General features: G+C 55.5%; 17 protein-coding genes. 14 read left to right on the top strand and 3 right to left on the bottom strand.

What is annotated here, in order from left to right:
• Positions 1-496: 496 nt before the first annotated feature.
• The 3 genes from BBCT_RS07000 (at position 497) to BBCT_RS06985 (ending at position 3,080) form a co-directional block, all read left to right on the top strand.
• Positions 497-1,003 carry a Panacea domain-containing protein gene (locus tag BBCT_RS07000; protein WP_003835450.1) on the top strand — a complete coding sequence of 169 codons (507 nt, stop codon included), beginning with the start codon at positions 497-499 and terminating at the stop codon, positions 1,001-1,003.
• A complete protein-coding gene (locus BBCT_RS06995; protein ID WP_003835447.1) occupies positions 996-1,487 on the top strand; it encodes a type II toxin-antitoxin system death-on-curing family toxin in 492 nt (163 codons plus the stop codon). The genes BBCT_RS07000 and BBCT_RS06995 overlap by 8 nt, the downstream gene beginning before the upstream one ends.
• Before the next feature lie 198 nt (positions 1,488-1,685).
• Positions 1,686-3,080 carry a hypothetical protein gene (locus tag BBCT_RS06985; protein ID WP_003835443.1) on the top strand — a complete coding sequence of 465 codons (1,395 nt, stop codon included), beginning with the start codon at positions 1,686-1,688 and terminating at the stop codon, positions 3,078-3,080.
• Positions 3,081-3,379: 299 nt separating this feature from the next.
• On the opposite strand, the gene BBCT_RS06980 is transcribed toward BBCT_RS06985, so the two are convergent.
• A complete protein-coding gene (locus tag BBCT_RS06980; protein WP_003835441.1) occupies positions 3,380-3,745 on the bottom strand; it encodes a YccF domain-containing protein in 366 nt (121 codons plus the stop codon).
• A gap of 111 nt (positions 3,746-3,856) precedes the next feature.
• Between BBCT_RS06980 and BBCT_RS09765 the strand changes: the two genes are divergently transcribed.
• From BBCT_RS09765 to BBCT_RS06965, 4 genes are all read left to right on the top strand, one after another.
• Positions 3,857-3,952, top strand: coding sequence for an excalibur calcium-binding domain-containing protein (locus BBCT_RS09765; RefSeq protein ID WP_157835508.1), 96 nt, complete (start codon positions 3,857-3,859; stop codon positions 3,950-3,952).
• Positions 3,953-4,266: 314 nt separating this feature from the next.
• Complete coding sequence (locus BBCT_RS06975; protein WP_033512817.1) at positions 4,267-6,894, top strand: glycoside hydrolase family 31 protein; 2,628 nt, start codon at positions 4,267-4,269, stop codon at positions 6,892-6,894.
• 191 nt (positions 6,895-7,085) lie between these two features.
• Complete coding sequence (locus BBCT_RS09180; protein ID WP_155812148.1) at positions 7,086-7,364, top strand: hypothetical protein; 279 nt, start codon at positions 7,086-7,088, stop codon at positions 7,362-7,364.
• 281 nt (positions 7,365-7,645) lie between these two features.
• Positions 7,646-8,146, top strand: a complete 501-nt coding sequence (locus BBCT_RS06965; protein ID WP_003835436.1) for a hypothetical protein — start codon at positions 7,646-7,648, stop codon at positions 8,144-8,146.
• A 186-nt stretch (positions 8,147-8,332) separates the two neighbouring features.
• Here the strand turns inward: BBCT_RS06965 and BBCT_RS06960 are convergent, their stop codons facing one another.
• Together BBCT_RS06960 and trxA are read right to left on the bottom strand one after the other, a co-directional pair.
• The gene (locus BBCT_RS06960) at positions 8,333-9,331 is read right to left on the bottom strand and encodes a G5 domain-containing protein (RefSeq protein WP_033512800.1); all 999 of its coding nucleotides are present in this window, start codon (positions 9,329-9,331) and stop codon (positions 8,333-8,335) included.
• 245 nt (positions 9,332-9,576) lie between these two features.
• Positions 9,577-9,942, bottom strand: a complete 366-nt coding sequence (gene trxA / locus BBCT_RS06955; protein WP_003835431.1) for a thioredoxin — start codon at positions 9,940-9,942, stop codon at positions 9,577-9,579.
• Positions 9,943-10,132: 190 nt separating this feature from the next.
• On the opposite strand from trxA, the gene BBCT_RS06950 reads away from it, so the two are divergent.
• From BBCT_RS06950 to BBCT_RS06920, 7 genes are all read left to right on the top strand, one after another.
• A complete protein-coding gene (locus tag BBCT_RS06950; protein ID WP_033512802.1) occupies positions 10,133-10,753 on the top strand; it encodes an NUDIX hydrolase family protein in 621 nt (206 codons plus the stop codon).
• A 47-nt stretch (positions 10,754-10,800) separates the two neighbouring features.
• Positions 10,801-11,649: an alpha/beta fold hydrolase gene (locus BBCT_RS06945; protein ID WP_003835427.1), complete on the top strand. Its 849-nt coding sequence runs from the start codon at positions 10,801-10,803 to the stop codon at positions 11,647-11,649.
• Positions 11,650-11,768: 119 nt separating this feature from the next.
• On the top strand, positions 11,769-12,857 hold the full coding sequence (nudC, locus tag BBCT_RS06940; RefSeq protein ID WP_003835426.1) for an NAD(+) diphosphatase: 1,089 nt from the start codon (positions 11,769-11,771) through the stop codon (positions 12,855-12,857).
• 56 nt (positions 12,858-12,913) lie between these two features.
• Positions 12,914-13,318: a glycine cleavage system protein GcvH gene (gcvH, locus tag BBCT_RS06935; RefSeq protein WP_003835425.1), complete on the top strand. Its 405-nt coding sequence runs from the start codon at positions 12,914-12,916 to the stop codon at positions 13,316-13,318.
• Positions 13,319-13,463: 145 nt separating this feature from the next.
• The gene (locus BBCT_RS06930) at positions 13,464-14,699 is read left to right on the top strand and encodes an App1 family protein (RefSeq protein ID WP_003835423.1); all 1,236 of its coding nucleotides are present in this window, start codon (positions 13,464-13,466) and stop codon (positions 14,697-14,699) included.
• Between the two features lie 163 nt (positions 14,700-14,862).
• Positions 14,863-17,313 carry a S9 family peptidase gene (locus BBCT_RS06925; RefSeq protein WP_128805911.1) on the top strand — a complete coding sequence of 817 codons (2,451 nt, stop codon included), beginning with the start codon at positions 14,863-14,865 and terminating at the stop codon, positions 17,311-17,313.
• Between the two features lie 132 nt (positions 17,314-17,445).
• Complete coding sequence (locus BBCT_RS06920) at positions 17,446-18,486, top strand: 3-isopropylmalate dehydrogenase (protein ID WP_003835420.1); 1,041 nt, start codon at positions 17,446-17,448, stop codon at positions 18,484-18,486.
• Positions 18,487-18,582 lie beyond the last annotated feature (96 nt).

Genomic DNA, 18,582 nt, shown 5'->3' with positions numbered 1-18,582 from the left:
GATGCTCTTTTTAATCATACTTGCTATCTGCGAATGGTTTGTTAAATCGTTCGTAGATAGCAAGTCCGCAGGGATAGCCGCTTAGCGACGCAAGGGGCGCAGCCCCTTGTACGGAACGGAGTGGCGCAAAACAGCCCGAATATTCGTATGTTTGGGCTGTTTTGCCTTGCAGAGCGCACATGCATGGCTTGCCCCTGTATAGAAGTGCGCCCTTTGTTCCAAAGGGATTTATAGCACCGCCTAATCCTCAAGATACAAGCCTTCATCAATATGACAAATTGCCTTTCGGATATTTGAAGCAATGATTGATGATGCCTTTTCGTATTCTGTACTATATATACCCAGCAAACTGAAAATGCAGGATTTCTTACAGCGTCTGACAAATGCATTATTGAATGCTGCCTTTGTGTTTTGAGAGAAGGACTGGTAATATACATCCTTTCGAAAGCAAGCTTCATATATCTGAACATAGAAATTTCCATGACAGAGGAGGGGCATGAAGTCAATACAAGTAGCGAATGCTTTCATTCTTCGCCATGGCTCTGATATCGACATTACGAATCTTGTGCTGAACAAGCTCGTTTATTTCGCACAAGTCGAGTCTCTGCGCGCAACCGGGAAACCATTGTTCGAAGACAAGATTGAAGCGTGGCCTTACGGTCCGGTTGAGAGGAACGTTTATTTCACTTTCCAAAAATACGGACGCAACAGGATTCTCAAGCCCGAGGGCGAAACCGCAAAGGATGAACAGGCCTTATCCGTCGTAGATGGGACGGCAAAGAAATATGGTTTTCTGACGGCATTCGATCTTGTGGGATTCTCCCATCGAAAGAACTCCGCTTGGAAGAATGTCTACAGGGAAGGAGAAAACGTCGAAATCACCAACGATGCCATTCTCGCATCCGACGACGGTCTGACCTTCCCCAAAAACACTCTTGCATCTAGTTTGGATGAAGTAAATGCAAAATGGCAGAACACCTTCAGGATTCTGCGCAATGCCTGAGCAATACACTGACGAGTGGTGGCATATCCAAGCGTCACCACTCGTTTTTCCATTTGATGATTTCGCAGAAGCAATGACACAAGCAATCGTCCGAGTACACAGGAAGCAACTTGACGACATCGGCGGATTTACCGTGGAAAGAACCAGCGACATCGGTTCCGTAAGCAGCGTTGTTGATTCAACGTTTCTGCCGGTATTCGGTCAATCGCCGAAAGAACGATTCGAAGATTTGTTTCGACAAATGGCGCATTTTACCTTTCACCTAGCCAAAAATCATTATTTCGCTGATGGCAACAAGCGCACCGCAATGGCTATATCCTTGGCCATCCTGAAAATGGAAAGAATTGATTTGGATATCGATGATGATCCAGAGCCAGAACGAAATACCCTATATAAACTCATTTCCAGACTGGTGACAGAAGAAATCACGGAAGAACAATTTGCCGCAATCCTGAGGAGAAGTGGACGTTTAATCGATGAATGATGACGGGCTGCCGCCTGTCCGCTACAGCGCAAGGTCGACCGGCCCATGCGAATGCTCGGCTACCGCACGCCCGCCGAGCCATTCGCCGACGAACCGCCAGGCCTACAAGCCTGACGAAGGCGTTGCGCTTACAAATGAACAACGGGTGGCATCATGCATCACGATGAACGAGTAAGGTTGACGGGGAGGGGGAATCACATGAACCAGGCATGCGTACACAATGACACCATCGACGCGGGCAACCATCATGGCCGGCCGCAATACTGGCCGTTCCTGCAATTTCTGACAACGCAGGAACGCAACGTCGTTTGGTTGCTGCTGGCCATCGCTTTTCTTCCGGTGGACGGCACTACGCTCGGCCTGTACGCGCCGTTCTGGTCGCCAATCAGTCCGGCGCTGTTCGCCGTGTACTGCCTATGCAATTGGCGTCAACTGCGCATCGCAGCCAACCGGTACCTGCCTATGTTCCTGCTGCCGGTCGCTTGCATCATCCTGTCCATCCCCGGGTGGCTGCGCTTCGGCATTCATCTCAACGCCGCGTTCATGAGCATCACCGGATTATTGGGCGTGCTCGCCACTTTGGGGGCGATCGCCATTGCGTTCGGCATCAAACGCATTCCATGGCGTACGCCATTGCGGATTCTCATCGCTTCTTACTGGTTCTCCTTCGGCGTGGGCGTGGTGCAATGGCTATCCATCCATCTGCATATCAAGCCGCTGACCGACTATTTCGCGCACCTCATGTACCGGCAGTACATCAATGAAAGCTCGGTGTGGGGCGGTGGTCGCCCGCAGTTCCTGTTCGCGGAGCCCAGCTATATCGGCATGCATCTGTTCGGCGTATTGCTGCCGCTTATGTGGCTTATGCGTGGGCGCGACCGTATCTATGCCAAGCGGTTGCGCAACCTCATCGTTGTGTATGCGATTGGCGCTGTGCTAATGCAGGCCGGCACCCGGATCGTCCTTGATTCGGTGGTGGCGTTGCTGGTTGCCATTATTGCGCATAATTCGTGGTGCGACAAGAAACAGCGTGTGCGTGGTATTGCGCAGCTGCTGGGTGCGGTTATGCTTGGTCTGATGGGCGTGCTTGCCGATTCCCGACTATCTTCGATTGCGGAAAACGGTGCCGAAGGAGACGGATCGTTCTTCGCGCGAATCTACCAGAGTCTTGACCCGATATGCGGGCTGCTCGCCCATCCGTGGACGGTGCTTACCGGATATGGCTCCGGCAACATCATCAACGCGGTATGGGCCGGCGCGAAGCATGCGGAACGATTGTTGAATGGCCTGGGCATGAATGGAAGTGCTGCGGTGGGATTCGCGACTGGCATGAATGCAGACACCGTATGGACGATGTGTGCGTATACCAGCGTCGTCGCCGAATACGGATTGATCGGCCTGGTTCTGCTGGTCATCGCTTCCATAGTTTCCATGACGCGTGTCTTCGATACGGCAGCTGCCGAGCATGGTGTTTGGAGCAAGACTGTTATCTGCTGGCTTGTCCTGATCGTGTACCTGTATATCCAGTGCGAGAACTACGCGTTCGCCGCGCTGCCATTGTTTATCTTCGCGGCAAGCAAGCTGCGCAAGTAACCATATTTGACGGGGTACGGATGTCTTCTTCTAGATAACTTACGGTTAGAGAAGCCGCTATCGCAAGTATTCTTTAACCTGTCCACAAGGCGGTTGGCATTAGCAATCATTTGGGTAGGTAATGTTCGACTGTTCAGTTTTTGAGCCTTGCCGCTCTGGAGCTGCCATAAGCGAAATGAGACGTGTTTCGTTGCTTAGGGTGCAGTGGTCACGGCCTGTTCGGACCGCAGCTCCTCGATACTTATATGCAAGACGGCAGTCGATGGCCGTCTATGTTGGGTGAAGTGATCTGAAGTGATTTACAAGCTGCGGATTTGCGAGCCGAACGGCCATAGCGCTAATTTGGCCATCTTGAACGATTGAATGCCGAACGGAATACCAATGATGGTGACGCAGTTGAGCAGCCCGGCGCACACATAGCCAATCGCCATCCACACACCGGCCAACACAAACCACACGATATTGGCCAGCACCGATCCCACACCGCCGCCATACACCACGGTTTTGCCGAACGGGGTCAGCGTTAAACCTGCCATTTTGAACGCCTGAATGCCTAGCGGAATGCCCATAATGGTGACGCACAGCACCAGGCCGATAATCGCCCAACTGGCGGCGAGCAGCAGCCCGCCCAAAATCAGCCACAAAATATTGCCAAGAAGTCTCACGAGGCCATCCTAACGAACACTGAGGAATCGTCAACATATTCAGGAAATTCGGCTTCAGGCGGCAGTGCTGGCGGCGCATATTACAAGAATTGCAAAGCTGTCTGGGACGTATTGGGGCATGGCATAACTAGGAACGATTTGGGATACCGTTCCAAACTTGAGGCGGATGGCGACGGCTATGCGTGCGAGTATCCGCCAAACTACTGATGTTAGTGGTTTGGATTGAGTCCGTGCTATTGGCTTGGCGTATGCCGTTGACGGTGCGAGCATTGGTGTGTTTGATTCGTATCGGTGCTTTAGAAGATTAAACGTACATGCGTGTGAAGAAAAGTACATCGAACGGCATAAGAAAAGTTGCACGTGGGTCTTTTGCAGGGCGCGCTATTATGGCAGAAACGTAAGGAGTTATTATGTCAGACATCGGAACGGATGCAGAGAGCGCGGTGAATGACGCTGTGAACAGTGCTGCGAACGCGTCGGATGGGCCGTTTGTGAGGTATGTGCGCAAGGCGCGGCCGAATATGCGAGAAGCGTCGATCCTGCAGGGGGAGCATTGGAGGATCGGCATTCTAACGGAATCGCTGATCCGTTTCGAATGGTCAGATTCCGGCGAATTTGAAGACAATCTCACGCAGATGGTGGTCAACCGCGATTTTGGCGCCGATCCGCAATTCACGGTGACACATCGCGACGGACTGCTCATTGTTGACACCCCCGCACTATATGTGACGTACGATGGCAAGCCGTTCAGCAAAGAAGGCTTAAACGTGGTCGTCAAGGGCGTGGCCGACACCCAGTTCAATACGTGGCATTACGGCGACGAGCCGAAGCATAATCTCAAAGGCACCGCGCGCACGCTCGACGAGGCGAATGGCGAAATTCCTCTGGACGATGGTGTGATTTCGCGAGACGGTTGGGCAGTGCTCGACGATTCCGCCGCAAACGTGATCGTGGAAGCACACGAAGTGGACGGCAAGTCGAATCCGCTGGGGGCTTGGGTGAAACCGCGCGCTCACAAGGAAACCGACTTGTACTTCTTCGGCTACGGCCGCCGCTACACCGAAGCTGTGCAAGACTTCTACAAGCTGACCGGACCAACGCCTCTGCTGCCGCGCTTCGCACTCGGCAACTGGTGGAGCCGCTACTACCGCTACACGCAAGACGAATACCTGCAGCTCATGGACCGGTTCAAGCGCGAAGGCATTCCATTCACCACATCCGTGATCGACATGGACTGGCACCGCGTGGACGATGTCGATCCGAAATACGGTTCCGGTTGGACCGGCTATTCGTGGAACAAGCAGCTGTTCCCCGATCACGAGGCGTTCTTACGCGACTTGCACGAGCGCGGCCTGAAAACCACGTTGAACGTGCATCCGCGAGACGGCGTGCGCGCGTTCGAAGACGACTATGCGGCGGTGGCCAAGCGCGTCGGCATCGATCCTGCAACCGAAGAGGCGGTGGAATTCGACCTGACGAATCCGGATTTCGTGAGCGCTTACTTCGACATGCATCATCGCATGGAAGCTGAAGGTGTTGACTTCTGGTGGCTCGACTGGCAGCAGGGCGGCGTGACCCGTCAGCCGGGACTCGACCCGCTGTGGGTGCTCAACCACTTGCACTACCTGGATTCCGGGCGCGGCGCGACTTCTTCCGAACGCAACGCAGGGGAAAACTGCGAATGCGAAAAGTGCACTGAGCCGGGCGCTCGCGATGAACATGAAATGCATATCGAGCAATCCAAACGTAACGTGAGTTGTGCGGAATGCAATAACCGTTGGCCGCTCACCTTCTCGCGGTATGCCGGTCCGGGTTCGCACCGCTACCCAGTTGGCTTCTCGGGAGACACCATTGTTACGTGGGAATCCTTGCAATTCCAGCCGTATTTCACTGCTACCGCGTCGAATATCGGCTACGGATGGTGGAGTCACGATATTGGCGGTCACATGTGTGGGTACCGCAACGAGCATTTGGAAGCCCGCTGGTATCAGCTTGGCACGTTCAGCCCGATCAATCGCCTGCATTCCAGCAATTCGCAGTTCATGGGCAAGGAACCGTGGAATTTCTCTGCGGAAGTGCGCGATTCCATGGTGAGTTCGCTGCGACTGCGCCATATGATGCTGCCGTACCTGTACACCATGAACTATCGTGCCGCGTTCGAGGGCATGCCATTGGTAGAACCGATGTATTGGGCGGAGCCGAATAATCCGCAGGCGTACGAGGTGCCGGACGAATTCCGTTTCGGCACTGAGCTGCTGGTTGCGCCAATCGTTTCTGACAATGACGATTCTGCGCATCTTGGTAGTACGGAAGTATGGCTGCCACAAGGCGAATGGTATGACTTCTTTGACGGTCGCCGTTACGTTTCGGCAGGGAAGTCCGGTCGTCGTTTGGAAGTGTGGCGTGCGATTGACCGTATGCCGGTGTTTGCCAAGGCTGGCGGTATTGTGCCGTTACAGCAGCTTGGCGAGGGCAATAAGGTGAATGATCTGGGCAATCCGGAGTCCCTGCAGGTGCTGGTGTTCCCCGGTGCGAACGGTTCGTTCACACTCAAGGAAGACGACGGTTCTGTGGCTTCTGCTGCTTCCGGCTCTGCATCTGCCGAGTCTTGCGATGGCCAAACTCATGTTGCCGATACGCACATGAGCTTCGACTGGAAGAATGCGGGCAATGCCACGCAGTTCACCATCAGTCCGGTGGAAGGCTGTGCTGAAGCCATTCCGGCACAGCGTAGCTGGGAGATTGTGTTCCGTGGAGTTGCGCAGACAGACACGCAGAACGTTCGTATCGAAATTGACGGTAAAGCTTGCAATACTACAGAAATTACATACGATCAGCAGACGTTGAGTCTGTCGGTCGTTGTGCGCGACGTGCCGTCTACTGCATGTTTGAACGTTACGATTGCAAATGGATTGCAGATTGCCGAGAATCCAGTCGAACAGGACTCACTCGACGTGCTCTTGCACGCGCAAATGCCATACATTTCCAAAGAGCATGCGATGCAGGCGATTCGTGAGCAAGGAGTGCGCTCGCTCGGTGCTCTGCGCACTTTCGATACTGCGCCCCGCTTCAGCAAAGAACTGTTCGTCACGTCCGGCATGCCTGATTCGGTAATCAGCGCCCTAGAAGAAATCCTCCTCCGCAGCTGATTAGGTGAGTATCTCGCTTATATATGGCAGACGAAGTGGCGAAAGAGTGCGAAAACATGCCCTCTGCTGGGCTTTTTCTGGCAGTAATCTGCCATATATATATAAGCGAGATGTCTCATGTCAAGACACGAAATCTGCCATATATAGGCCAGATATGTAGCCAATATGCGGGCGGGCATGAGAAAGGGGTTATGGGCGAATCATCAAGGTTCACCCATAACCCCTTTTGGTTGAGAAGCCTCAAGGTCAGCTTTTGTGCTTGCTCTTCTTTCGGCTCCTTTGGCTCTTCTTGCCGCCTTCGGGGGAAGCTGGGGGCTACGGGCTCCGCGGTGCGCTGCACCATGGAAAGCTTCATCGGTGACTCTTTGCTGGAAGTGTGCAGCGACTTTTCCACCACATTGCTCAAGGATTCCGCCACGCTGTTAGCAATGTCGGAATCCTGCTTTGCGACGGGGTTCCATCTTCTTTGATTGCGCTTGTGATGCTGTAACCGTGTAGTGTATGTTCTATTTCAATTGGAGTGTAAAAAGTGCCAAGAAATGGCGGAATTTCAATGAAAATCGTTGCTGGGAAAACATTTTAAAAAAGAAACTGATTACAAAAGTGGTTACGTGAGATGGCCTCATTATGTTTTTCGTATTATGTTGTGTTCTTGAAAATACATATATATTCCCTAAGATTCGATTCGTTTTATTGCCGGCAATGAGGTACAGTATTTCACGTAGTTATTTACAATAAAGAAAGGATTTACATGTCCGTTCTTGATGGTTTCAAAGAAGTTGGCGAAAGAACGGGTGGCAAGTTGACCATGACGGTCATGCTTGAATCTGTTCGTTTTTCCAAGGGTGTTTCCGAAGTGCTCGGCCGTCCGGAATTCGTCAAGCTGCTGGTGAATTACGAGCGCGGCAAGTTCGCAATCCAGGTGTGCGACGAGAACGACGATTTCGCGGTTCAGTTCAACAATCCGAACGCTGATCGTCCGGCTTCCGTGACCACTCGCAATCTTGACCTGCTTGTTGCAACGCAGAAGTTCTTCACTTTCCCGGAAGTGCCTGCAGACAAGATCGCCTACTTCGCCTTGGAAGGCGAATATCACAGCGATGAGCGCGTGATCCTCTTCGACGCCAAGAACGGGGTTCGTAGCGGCACCGTCGGCAAGCGCGGTCCGAAGGCCGGACATGGCGGCCGCAAGCGCAGGAAGATTGACGATGTCAAGGAAGCTACGGTGATCGGCGCCAACAACGCCCTGTGAAACTGATAGTATTTTGATGATATCTCGAATCACAATATAGTTTGAGCCCCGTAATATCTTCGAATATTACGGGGCTCAAACTATATGCGGTGAATTACGTAAATTGAATATTAATCACTAATCAACGTAAACATTTCAATACGAACATTGCCATCTGATTGAAATCAAATCAGATGGCAATGCAGATCAGTAGCAGTGATTGGCGAGCCAGTACGAATAGGCTCCCTGGATGGAACCGTAACGTTGCGCGCAATAGCCCCAGAACCACTTGAGCTGGGTCTGATAATTGGTGGCCCAATCAGCACCCTCGCTCACCATTTTGCTGCCAGGCAATGCCTGGGGCAGGCCATAGGCACCCGAACTTGGATTCGTTGCGGTGACGCTCCAGCCGGACTCGTGGGTGATGATGTATACGGTGGCGGTGAAATCGGCTTCGGTGTAGCCGTTCGACAGCAGATAATCGTGCGCCCACTGCTGCATTTCGCCAGCCGGCACAGTGGTGCCGATTGACGTGGAAGCGTTGGAGGACGATGACGAAGTGGAGCCGGTGCCGACGAGAATGACCTTGTCGACCGGAGCCTTCTTCACATACGAGCTGATCATGTTGGAGGAAACCACGGTGTCGCCGGACTTGGTCACGAGGTTCGTGGTTTCCATCACGCCCTCTTCGCCTTCCGTCTCGACCTTCTCCTGGCCTTCCGGCAGGCTTGAGGTTTCCTTCTTGACGACATTGAAGCCAATGGCGGTGTCGGAAACCTCGACGCTCGCGCCGGCACGCTGAATGGTGATCACGGTTTTCTCATCGACCTTGGTGGTGAGCGAGGGGGAGACCGTGTCTTCCGGTTCGAGCGTGATGTCACCCGCGTCAAGCACGGACTTCACGTCGGTGAAATTGGCACCGGGCACCACGCGCGACTTGCCGTTGATCTTCACGGTAACGTACGAGGTGTCTCCATTAAGCAGCTCGCGGGCATTACCACGGGACGCCTCCGCGGAATCCGTGACGGAGAAAGCTGTGGCCTGATTGGTTGTATTCTGCTTCGCGGACGTGTAAAGATTGCGCGACACAATGCCGCCGGTAGCCAACAGGCCCACCGCCGCAACCGTTGCGGCGATCTTCATCAGCGAGGACTTGCTCGGCATGACGAAGGTAGATGATCGGGCGTGCTTGCTGTGGTTAGCCATTCTGCTCCTATACGCGCGTTCAGATCCTCGACGAATTCACGCATGCTCGGCATGCGGCGCGCTGCCACACGGGGCTTCGCCGGAAAGCGCGCATCTAACGAACGAGTTTACCTCACGCCATGGAAACCGGGCGGGCGTATATGTAACAGACGAGCAGAGCAAGCGTAGGCAATAGGCGTGCAAAACAAAGGTGCCGTTGATGTTTCCCATCGAACGACACCTCTGAAATCGTTGTAATTTTTAGCCTACTCCGCTTGCGCCTCAGCCTCTTCGGCAGCGGCCGCGTTGACGTCCAACGCCTTGGCCTGCGCGATCAGATCGTCCAGATCCGACGCACGCAACGCACCGGCCTGCTGGAACACGATCTGCTGGTTCTTGATCACCATCAACGTCGGCACAGCCTGTACCTTGGCCGCGGAAGCGAGATCCGGATTCTGGTCGATATCGACCTTGGCGAAGTAAATGTCGGAATTCGCTTCGCTCGCCTTTTCAAACGTCGGACCGAATGCGCGGCACGGACCGCACCAGGTCGCCCAAAAATCCACGAATACCAGATCGTTGGATTCCACAATCTGATTGAAATCCTTGGAAGTGACTGCATGCGTTGCCATGATTGCTCCTTGCTGTTCGTGCCATCGACGCGCGTGACGGGCTACGCCTTTCGTGTGCGATTGCTTTGGAGTATATAACCGTGCCCCAACCCTACGTATTCCCGGCATGCGCAAGATCCGCTATCAGAGGAATCGTCTTCCAGCGCATGCTTTTCCAGCCAATTCACACAAGATGCGTGATAATGGGACTATGCCAGTGATGAATGATGAAGTGCCCGACGAGGGCGATTTCGATGCAGGCCGCCGTCGCGGAGAATTCGACGACATCACGCCGGAGGATTTCATCCGTGGAATAGGAAACCCTCCAGGATGGCTTGCTTCCGACGAGATCAACCGTATGCGTGGTGAAATGCCGATCCCATACGTGCTCGTGGTGCCGGTGCGTACCGACGATCTGGGACGCGTCTCACAGGTCGGATCGCTGCTGCGTGTGTCTGACGATGGCAGCATCGAACGAACGCTGATCGCCGGCCGCGTGCTCTACCACGAATCGTTGCGTGAGGCCGTGGCACGCAATATCGCCAAGGATTTGGGAGATATCGCGCTGCCGCAGTTGCCAGTGAGCCTGCAGCCGTTCACCGTGGCTGAATTTTTCCCGACGCCCGGACTGTCTGACTATTTCGATTCCCGTCAGCATGCGATCGCATTGTGCTATGTGGTGCCAATTGCAGGCGATTGCAAGCCGCAGGACGAGACGCTCGACGTGGAATGGGTCAATCCGAACAGTGAGATCCTCGACACTTTCGTCAACCAGATGAGCAACGGATATGGCACGATTGTGCGTCAGGCGATCGCTTGGACCGGCAAATAGGCATGCGAATACATGCAACAACAGGGGAGAGCAACGGAGGAGCGCATATGACAATCGAATTGCATAACAATGTGTATTGCGAGGGTGAGGGGATTCCTGTGGTGTTGGTGCACGGGTTCCCCGTGGACCACCGCATGTGGAACGAATGCGCGGATGCGTTGAAAACGACCGCTGCGGAACATGGCATGAAACAGTTCCCGATTTGGGCTCCAGACATGCCCGGCGCGGGAGAAGGGCCGATTCCTTCCGACGAGAACAGTGGAGGCAAAGACACGGACGGCGCTTTCCTCAATGGTTTGGACCGTATGGCCGACGCTTACGTCGACCTGTTGCACGCTGCCGGATACGACAAGGCGATTTGGGTAGGTCTTTCGATGGGCGGCTACCTGATCCTCGACGTTCAGCGTTTGCACCCCGAAGCCGTCGCCGCACTGGCATTATGCGACACGAAGGCCGCAGCTGATTCCGAGAAGATGCGTGCGAAACGCATCGCGATCGCCGAGGAATGCGAATCGACGGGCACGCACGAACCGGTTATGGGATTCGCCGCCGCCACGTCTGAGGATTCAACCATCAAACAGTCGGACGCCTACCGCGAACAGTTCACTGCATGGATCAACGAGCAGCCAGCCGAAGGCATCGCTTGGCGTGAACGCATGGCGGCCGGGCGCCCGGACCTGAACGATGTGCTATCGACGATTACAGCGCCGGTCGCTGTGATCTGCGGCGACAAGGATCCGTCGAGCCCACCGAGCGTGATGGCACCGATCGCCGATGCGATGACGGCTACGAGCACGGATATGACGGTGGTGTTTGATTGCGGTCATTTCAGCGCTTATGAGCATCCGCAGGCGGTCGCCGACGCGCTGCTTGCATTGGTGCGCAGAGTGCAGTAGCCGATATTCCCGCAGCTACCGTCAATAGCGCAATCAGATATACAAAAAATATAAAGAAAATACGATTTATATAGAAAAATATATCTTCCATATATCGTATTCAAGGAAAGAAGCAATCGATGAGCGTGTTCTCGCCACTGGCGCTGACCCAGGCACTGCCGTTCCTGCCACTTGCACAAGGCGACATCGACTATGAGGTTTCAAGACGCGACGAACCCGACCTGTTCGACACGGTGCTGCTGGAACCTGCCACGAAAGTCATTCTCATCAAAGACGGCATGGTGGCGGTGCCACACGGACAAGGTGCCATCGCGGACTACGCCAACGTGCACATGCGTTTGGCACAGCTGCCCGGAGACTACGTGGCGGCGGAACTGCACACGCATCCGACGGCGTTCGCCATATTCCTCGGCTCATATGGCGGCAAGCGTGACGAGCATGTGGTGGCCGTTGACGTGTCTCGTGTGAAGGCTGTAGAACCGGTGGCTGCGAGCAGCGAGCATATGGGCGCGGACGACGCGTTCGACGAACAGCGCGAACCGGAAGAGAAAACGTCGAAATCGCTGTTGGAAAACGCGGCGGAACGATTCGACTGGGTTGACCTGCGTGGCTTCGCCCCGCACGCCAGCGCACGCGAAGCAGGCCAGGCCACAACGGCGATCTCGCTGAGCGTATGGCATGCGCGTCAACGCCATTGCCCCACATGCGGCGCCCCGACCGAACCCGCGTTGGGCGGATGGGCGCAGCGGTGCACCAGCGAAGCGGATGGCAAACGGCTGCTGTTCCCCAGAGTGGAACCGGCCGTTATCACGGCGATCGTGGACCATGAGGATCGTCTGCTGCTGCAGCACAACAGTGCATGGCGCAATACCGGCCTGTATTCCGTGTCCGCAGGCTTCGTGGAGGCGGGTGAGAACCTGGAGCACGCATGCCGGCGCGAAGCCAAAGAGGAGGTCGGCATCGACCTCGGCGAACTCAAATATTTGGGATCGCAGCCATGGCCATTCCCAGCCTCGCTCATGATGGCGTTCAAAGGCGTGGCCAATACCACCGACGTGCACGTGGACGGCGACGAGACCCTGCAGGCGCGTTGGATGACCCGAGACGAGTATATGAACGAGCTGGTAGCAGGGCGTATGGAATCCCCCGGAAAGGCCACCATAGCCCGCTACATGATCGAAGAATGGCTCGGCCACGATCTGCCGTAACAAGTTTCGGTCCAGCGCTAAGGGAAATGCACGTGATTGACGTAGAATGAGTTTTCATGAGTGAAGAAAACGAAAACAAGCCGAATCTGGACGTTCCCGAGCATCTCGAATACTCCGACGAGCATGTGTGGGTGGACGCCTCCACCGAACCGGCCATGGTGGGCATCACCGAATATGCGGCCGACCAGCTTGGCGAACTCGTATACATCGATCTGCCGGAAGTCGGCACCGAAGTGCAGGCCGGCGACGAAGTGGCGGAATTGGAATCCTCCAAAGCCGTTACGCCGTTGGTCACTCCAGTGGCTGGCGTAATCCGCTATGTGAACAGCGAAGCGGCCGACGATCCGGGCATCGTTACCGGCGATCCGTATGGCGAAGGCTGGATTTTTAAAATCGAGCTTGAGGATGACGAACCGGGACTGCTTTCCTCCGAAGAATACGCCAACATCGTGGCGGAATAAACGGCTTGGCAAAACGTCTCGAAACATCTAGAAACAGGGAACCGCATGCGAAATCAGGTATGAAATCGTTACCGTTCCCTGAATAATCCCTGATTTTCACGGCTGGGGCACCAAGGAGTTCGGCAATCGCCTTTATAGTGGGGATATGACTGAACCACAGCCGCTGCCCCAGCGTGAACCGGATGCCATATCCGAAGATGACATGCCGACCGTGCCCATTCCCGCACGCAAGGTGGTCACCACCTTCGACGCCGCCTCGAAACATGAGCGCATCGAAGTCAAGCCTCCGCTGACACAGCTGTTCCGCCGTACCATCACCAAAGCGTTCAACGGATGGGTGACGGTCTCGACAAACATGGTACGCAATCTCAACTGGTATCCGCGCGTGGAACCGTATGTCGGCTATGGCACCGAACATTACTCGCGCCTAATCTGCCGAACCGTGTACGGCCCATTCAAACGACAGGCGGGCCGTCTGACCCGAGGCATACGTGCCATGCTCACCATCCCCTCGCCGCATACGAAGGTGCGCATTGCCATCGACGGCATGCCCCTGGAAACCGTGCAGGTGGGGATGTCGGAAGTGTATGACGAAGTGGATGCGCAGCGCAATGTTTCCAGCGAATTCGTCGCATCCGATTCAGCAGGCTATCTCGATCTCGTGGCCGAGCATTCGCTCGAACCGGGCGTGCACGACGTGTCATACAAGGTGCGCAGCCGCAAGCCGGTCAAAGCCAACCTGTTCACCATTCCCAGTGGTACGAAAGTCGGTGTGATCTCCGACGTGGACGACACCGTCATGGTCACGCAGGCGCCAAGCCTGATGAAAGCGGCCTACAATCTGCTGCTGCTCGATCCGAAGAAGAAAATGCCGGTTGCGGGCATGAACCTGCTGTTCAACCGCATTGCGGACATGTTTCCGGACGCCCCGTTCTTTTACCTGTCGACGTCGCCGTGGAACGTGGAAAGCTCGATTAGGCATTTCATCGCCGACCATGGGTTCCCGGAAGGACCGCTGCTGCTGCGTGACCTCGATCCCCGCCCGAAAACGTTCATTCCTACCGGAGTGCAGCACAAACTCGAGTATGCCGAACAATTGATGGCTGATTTTCCTGATATGAAGTTCATTCTGATCGGCGATGATGGGCAGAAGGATCCGACCACGTACGCCACGATCGCGCGTCGGTATCCGGGTCGTGTGCTTGCGATCGGCATTCGGCAGCTGTCTCCACGTGAGGCCGCCGGTAATCTCGGCACCGTTGCGGGGCGTGCGGCCACGCAGCCGATTCCAGTCACCGACGTTCCTGTATTCACGGGAACGACCGGATCGAATCTGATGAGAACCATGCTGCCGTTCCTGAAACAACAGCTGGGCGTCTGACGGGTTTTCTTTCAACTTGCAGCAAGGGGGGATGCGCGTTGCGCTGGATTGGGACCGCGATGCCGGTATAATCGCCTGCATGACTGATTTTCGGGGTGAACAGGGCGCAACGGGCGCGCAGGAAAGCGGCAAGAGCCGTCAGGGCCGTCTGGACGAATGCGGGATGCCGATCGCGAAACGCGTGCCAACGAAGCGCGTGTTCCACGGCGACACCTTCATCGACGAGTACGAATGGCTGCGCGACAAGGAATCGCAGGACGTGCAGGATTACGTCGCCGCACAGAACCGGTATTGCGAACAGCGCATGGAAGCGTTGAAAAACCTACGTACCACATTGTTCGACGAGTTCAAATCGCACGTACAGGAAACTGACATGTCCGTGCCGACGCGCATGGACGGCTACTGGTATTTCACACGCACCAAGGAAGGCCAGCAGTATGCGGTGCAATGCCGTGTGCCGATTCGAGGCGCAGACGATTGGGATCCGCCGACCATTGAGATCGGCGTGCCCATGGATGGTGAGCAAGTGGTGTTCGATACGAATGCCGAAGCGCAAGACCACGATTTCTTCCGCGTCGGCGGCATGGATATTTCCAAAGATGGACGTTGGATGTTGTACGGCACTGATACCAGCGGCGACGAACGTTACGATTTCCGTATTCGCAACATCGAAACCGGCGATGAGCTGCCGGAAGTGTTCGAAGGCATCGGCGGCGCCTGCTTCACACCGGACGCGCAATGGGTGTTCTATGTGCTGCTCGACGACGCATGGCGTCCATATGCGGTGATGCGTCACCGCGTTGGCACTCCCATAACCGACGATGTGGAGGTGTATCGCGAACAGGACGAACGATTCTGGGTGGGCATCGGCCTGTCGTTCGACGAACGCAATCTGGTGATCGGCACCGGTTCGAAAACCACCACCGAAGTGCTGCTGCTTTCCACCGACGATCCGGAAGGTGAATTCCGTGCGTTCATTCCGCGCGAGCCGGATGTGGAATACGATGTGAGCTTCAGCCGTTTTGAAGGTGCCGGCGAGCATGGCGAGGACATTCCGCTCGCTGTGGTCTACCATAATGCGTTGAACCCGAATTTTGAAATCGATGTGATCGACATGCGTTTGCATGAGCCCCCATACCGTTTGGGTGAGGGTGTGCGTGTGGCCGTTGGCTCGCCGTATGGATGCGAGCATGGTGACGATGTCGAACCGGGCGCTTCTTCGATGCCGATTGGCACTCCGTATTCGAATCCTTGCAATCCCGCCATTTTGCAGGGTGCGCACGGTCTTGGTATCGAGGGAATTTCGATTCACCGGCATTATGTGGCGTTGCAGTACCGTGCGGAAAGTCTGGCGCATATCGCGGTGATGACGAAGAATGCGGCCGCGGAGGATTTTCTTGCAGGGCGACCGTGGCGGTTCACCGAGTTGGTTCCGCACGCGTTGGAAGGCGATTGGGATGTTGACGAGTCGGTGGACGAGATCAACGTGGAGCGTGCCGAAGTGTGGGGCGCACTCGACCAGTTGGCCGCTGCGCAAGGCGAAGGGTCGGCCGTGCATGGGATTTCCCGCAAGGCGATGACCTCGTCGGATGGCGCGACCGCCGATGCGATGCCGGGGGAGACCCGGCGCTTGTATTCGATCGGTCTGGGAGGTAATCCTTCATATGATGCGCCCCGTATACGCTACTCGTTCGCCAGTTACACGCGTCCCGGTGAGCTGCATGATATCGATCCGGCAACCGGCGAGGATCGCCTGTTGAAGCGTGCCACCGTGCTTGGTGGATTTGAGCCGCGCGAATATATGGAGCGCCGAGTGTGGGTTACCGCCCGCGATGGCGAGCGCATTCCCGTTTCCTTGGTGTGGCGTCGTGACGTGCCTGCTTGTGATTCGGCGATGTTCGTTACTGGTTATGGCGCGTATGAGATCAGTTCGGATCCGGGATTCTCGGTGTCTCGTATCAGTATGCTTGATCGTGGTGTGCTTTATGCGGTGCCGCACATTCGCGGCGGCGGTGAGATGGGTCGTGCCTGGTATGAGCAGGGGCATTTGCTCAATAAGAAGCATTCGTTTGAGGATTTCGTTGATGCCGTGCGTGCATTGCAGCGTGCCGGTTTGGCGTCGCCTGTTCGCACGGTGGCCGATGGCGGTTCCGCCGGTGGCTTGTTGATGGGTGCTGTGGCGAATATGGCTCCTGAATGTTTTGCCGGTATTGAGGCGGATGTGCCTTTTGTGGATGCGTTGACGTCGATTCTTGACCCGTCGTTGCCGTTGACGGTTACGGAGTGGGATGAATGGGGCGATCCGTTGCATAATGCGGACGTGTACAGGTATATGAAGGGATATACGCCGTATGAGAATGCGCCGGCTGATGCGAATGATGCTCGAGTTGCGGTTTTCCCGAAGATTTTCATCACCACGTCGATGAATGACACGCGTGTGCTGTATGTGGAGCCGATGAAATGGTTGGCTCGCCTGCAGCGTGCTGGTGTGGATGCTGTGGCGAAGATTGAGGTCGAGGCCGGTCATGGGGGTACGTCCGGAAGGTACAAGCAGTGGGAGGAGATCTCCTATGAGAATGCCTGGTGCCTTGGCGTGATGGGTATTACCAGCTGATTAGGTTGTGCGATTTGTGAGATTCGTATGATTCATGCTTTTCGTGTGTTTCGTACAGGAAAGCGGCATGGAGTGTCCATTAGTTGAGCGTTATGCGTCCACGTGCTGATTCGTTGACTAGAGTCGCGTGCTATGAGTGATTCTGCAAAGAAGTACACCATCGCCGTCATTCCGGGCGATGGCATTGGCAAGGAAGTGACTCCGTGGGCTCAGAAGGCTCTGGAGAAAGCGGCCGAGGGCGTCGCCGAATTCGATTACGAGAATTTCGATCTTGGTGCTGAGCGTTATCTGCGTGACGGTGCAATTCTTCCGGAAGAGGAAGAGGAGCGCATCAAGAAGACCGACGCGATTCTGCTGGGTGCCGTCGGCGATCCGCGTATCAAGGCCGGCATTTTGGAGCGTGGCCTGCTGCTCAAGCTCCGCTTCGATCTCGACCAGTACGTCAACCTGCGTCCTTCCAAGCTGTATAAGGGCGTGACCTCCCCGCTCGCCAATCCGGGCGACATCGACTTCGTTGTGGTGCGTGAAGGCACCGAAGGCCTGTACTGCGGTGCCGGCGGAGCGGTGCGTCGCGGTACTCCGAACGAGGTGGCCACCGAAGTCTCCATCAACACCGCCTACGGTGTGGAGCGCGTGGTACGTTACGCCTTCCAGCTGGCCATGAAGCGCAGGAAGCATGTGACTCTCGTGCACAAGAAGAACGTGCTCGTCAATGCGGGCGACATGTGGCAGCGCATCGTAGACAAGGTTGCCGAGGAATATCCGGAAGTCTCCCACGACTATCTGCACATCGACGCGACTACCATCTTCATGGTGTCCAATCCGTCTCGCTTCGATGTGATCCTCACCGACAACCTGTTCGGCGACATCATCACCGACGAGGCCGGTGCCGTGGTCGGTGGCGTTGGCTATTCCGCTTCCGGATGCATCAACGCTTCCGACGAATACCCGTCCATGTTCGAGCCGATCCACGGTTCCGCACCGGATATCGCAGGCCAGAACAAGGCCAATCCAACCGCCGCGATCCTTTCCGCAGCCATGCTGCTGCGCCACCTCGGTTTCGACGAAGCCGCAGCCAAGATTGATGCGGCCGTCGAAGCCGACATTGAGGAACTGGGATCCACCACTCGCTCCACCGACGAGGTCGGACGCGACATTCTGGCCCGTATGTGACGGTCATGATCCGGATTATATGATTTTGCCGGATCTGTTTGCCTGTTGAGACGCCCGTCGAATCGAGTTTCACGCTCGATTCGACGGGCTTCACGC

The organism is Bifidobacterium catenulatum DSM 16992 = JCM 1194 = LMG 11043 (assembly GCF_001025195.1).
GTDB classification, from domain to species: domain Bacteria; phylum Actinomycetota; class Actinomycetes; order Actinomycetales; family Bifidobacteriaceae; genus Bifidobacterium; species Bifidobacterium catenulatum.
This window is presented reverse-complemented; position numbering and strand designations above follow the sequence as displayed.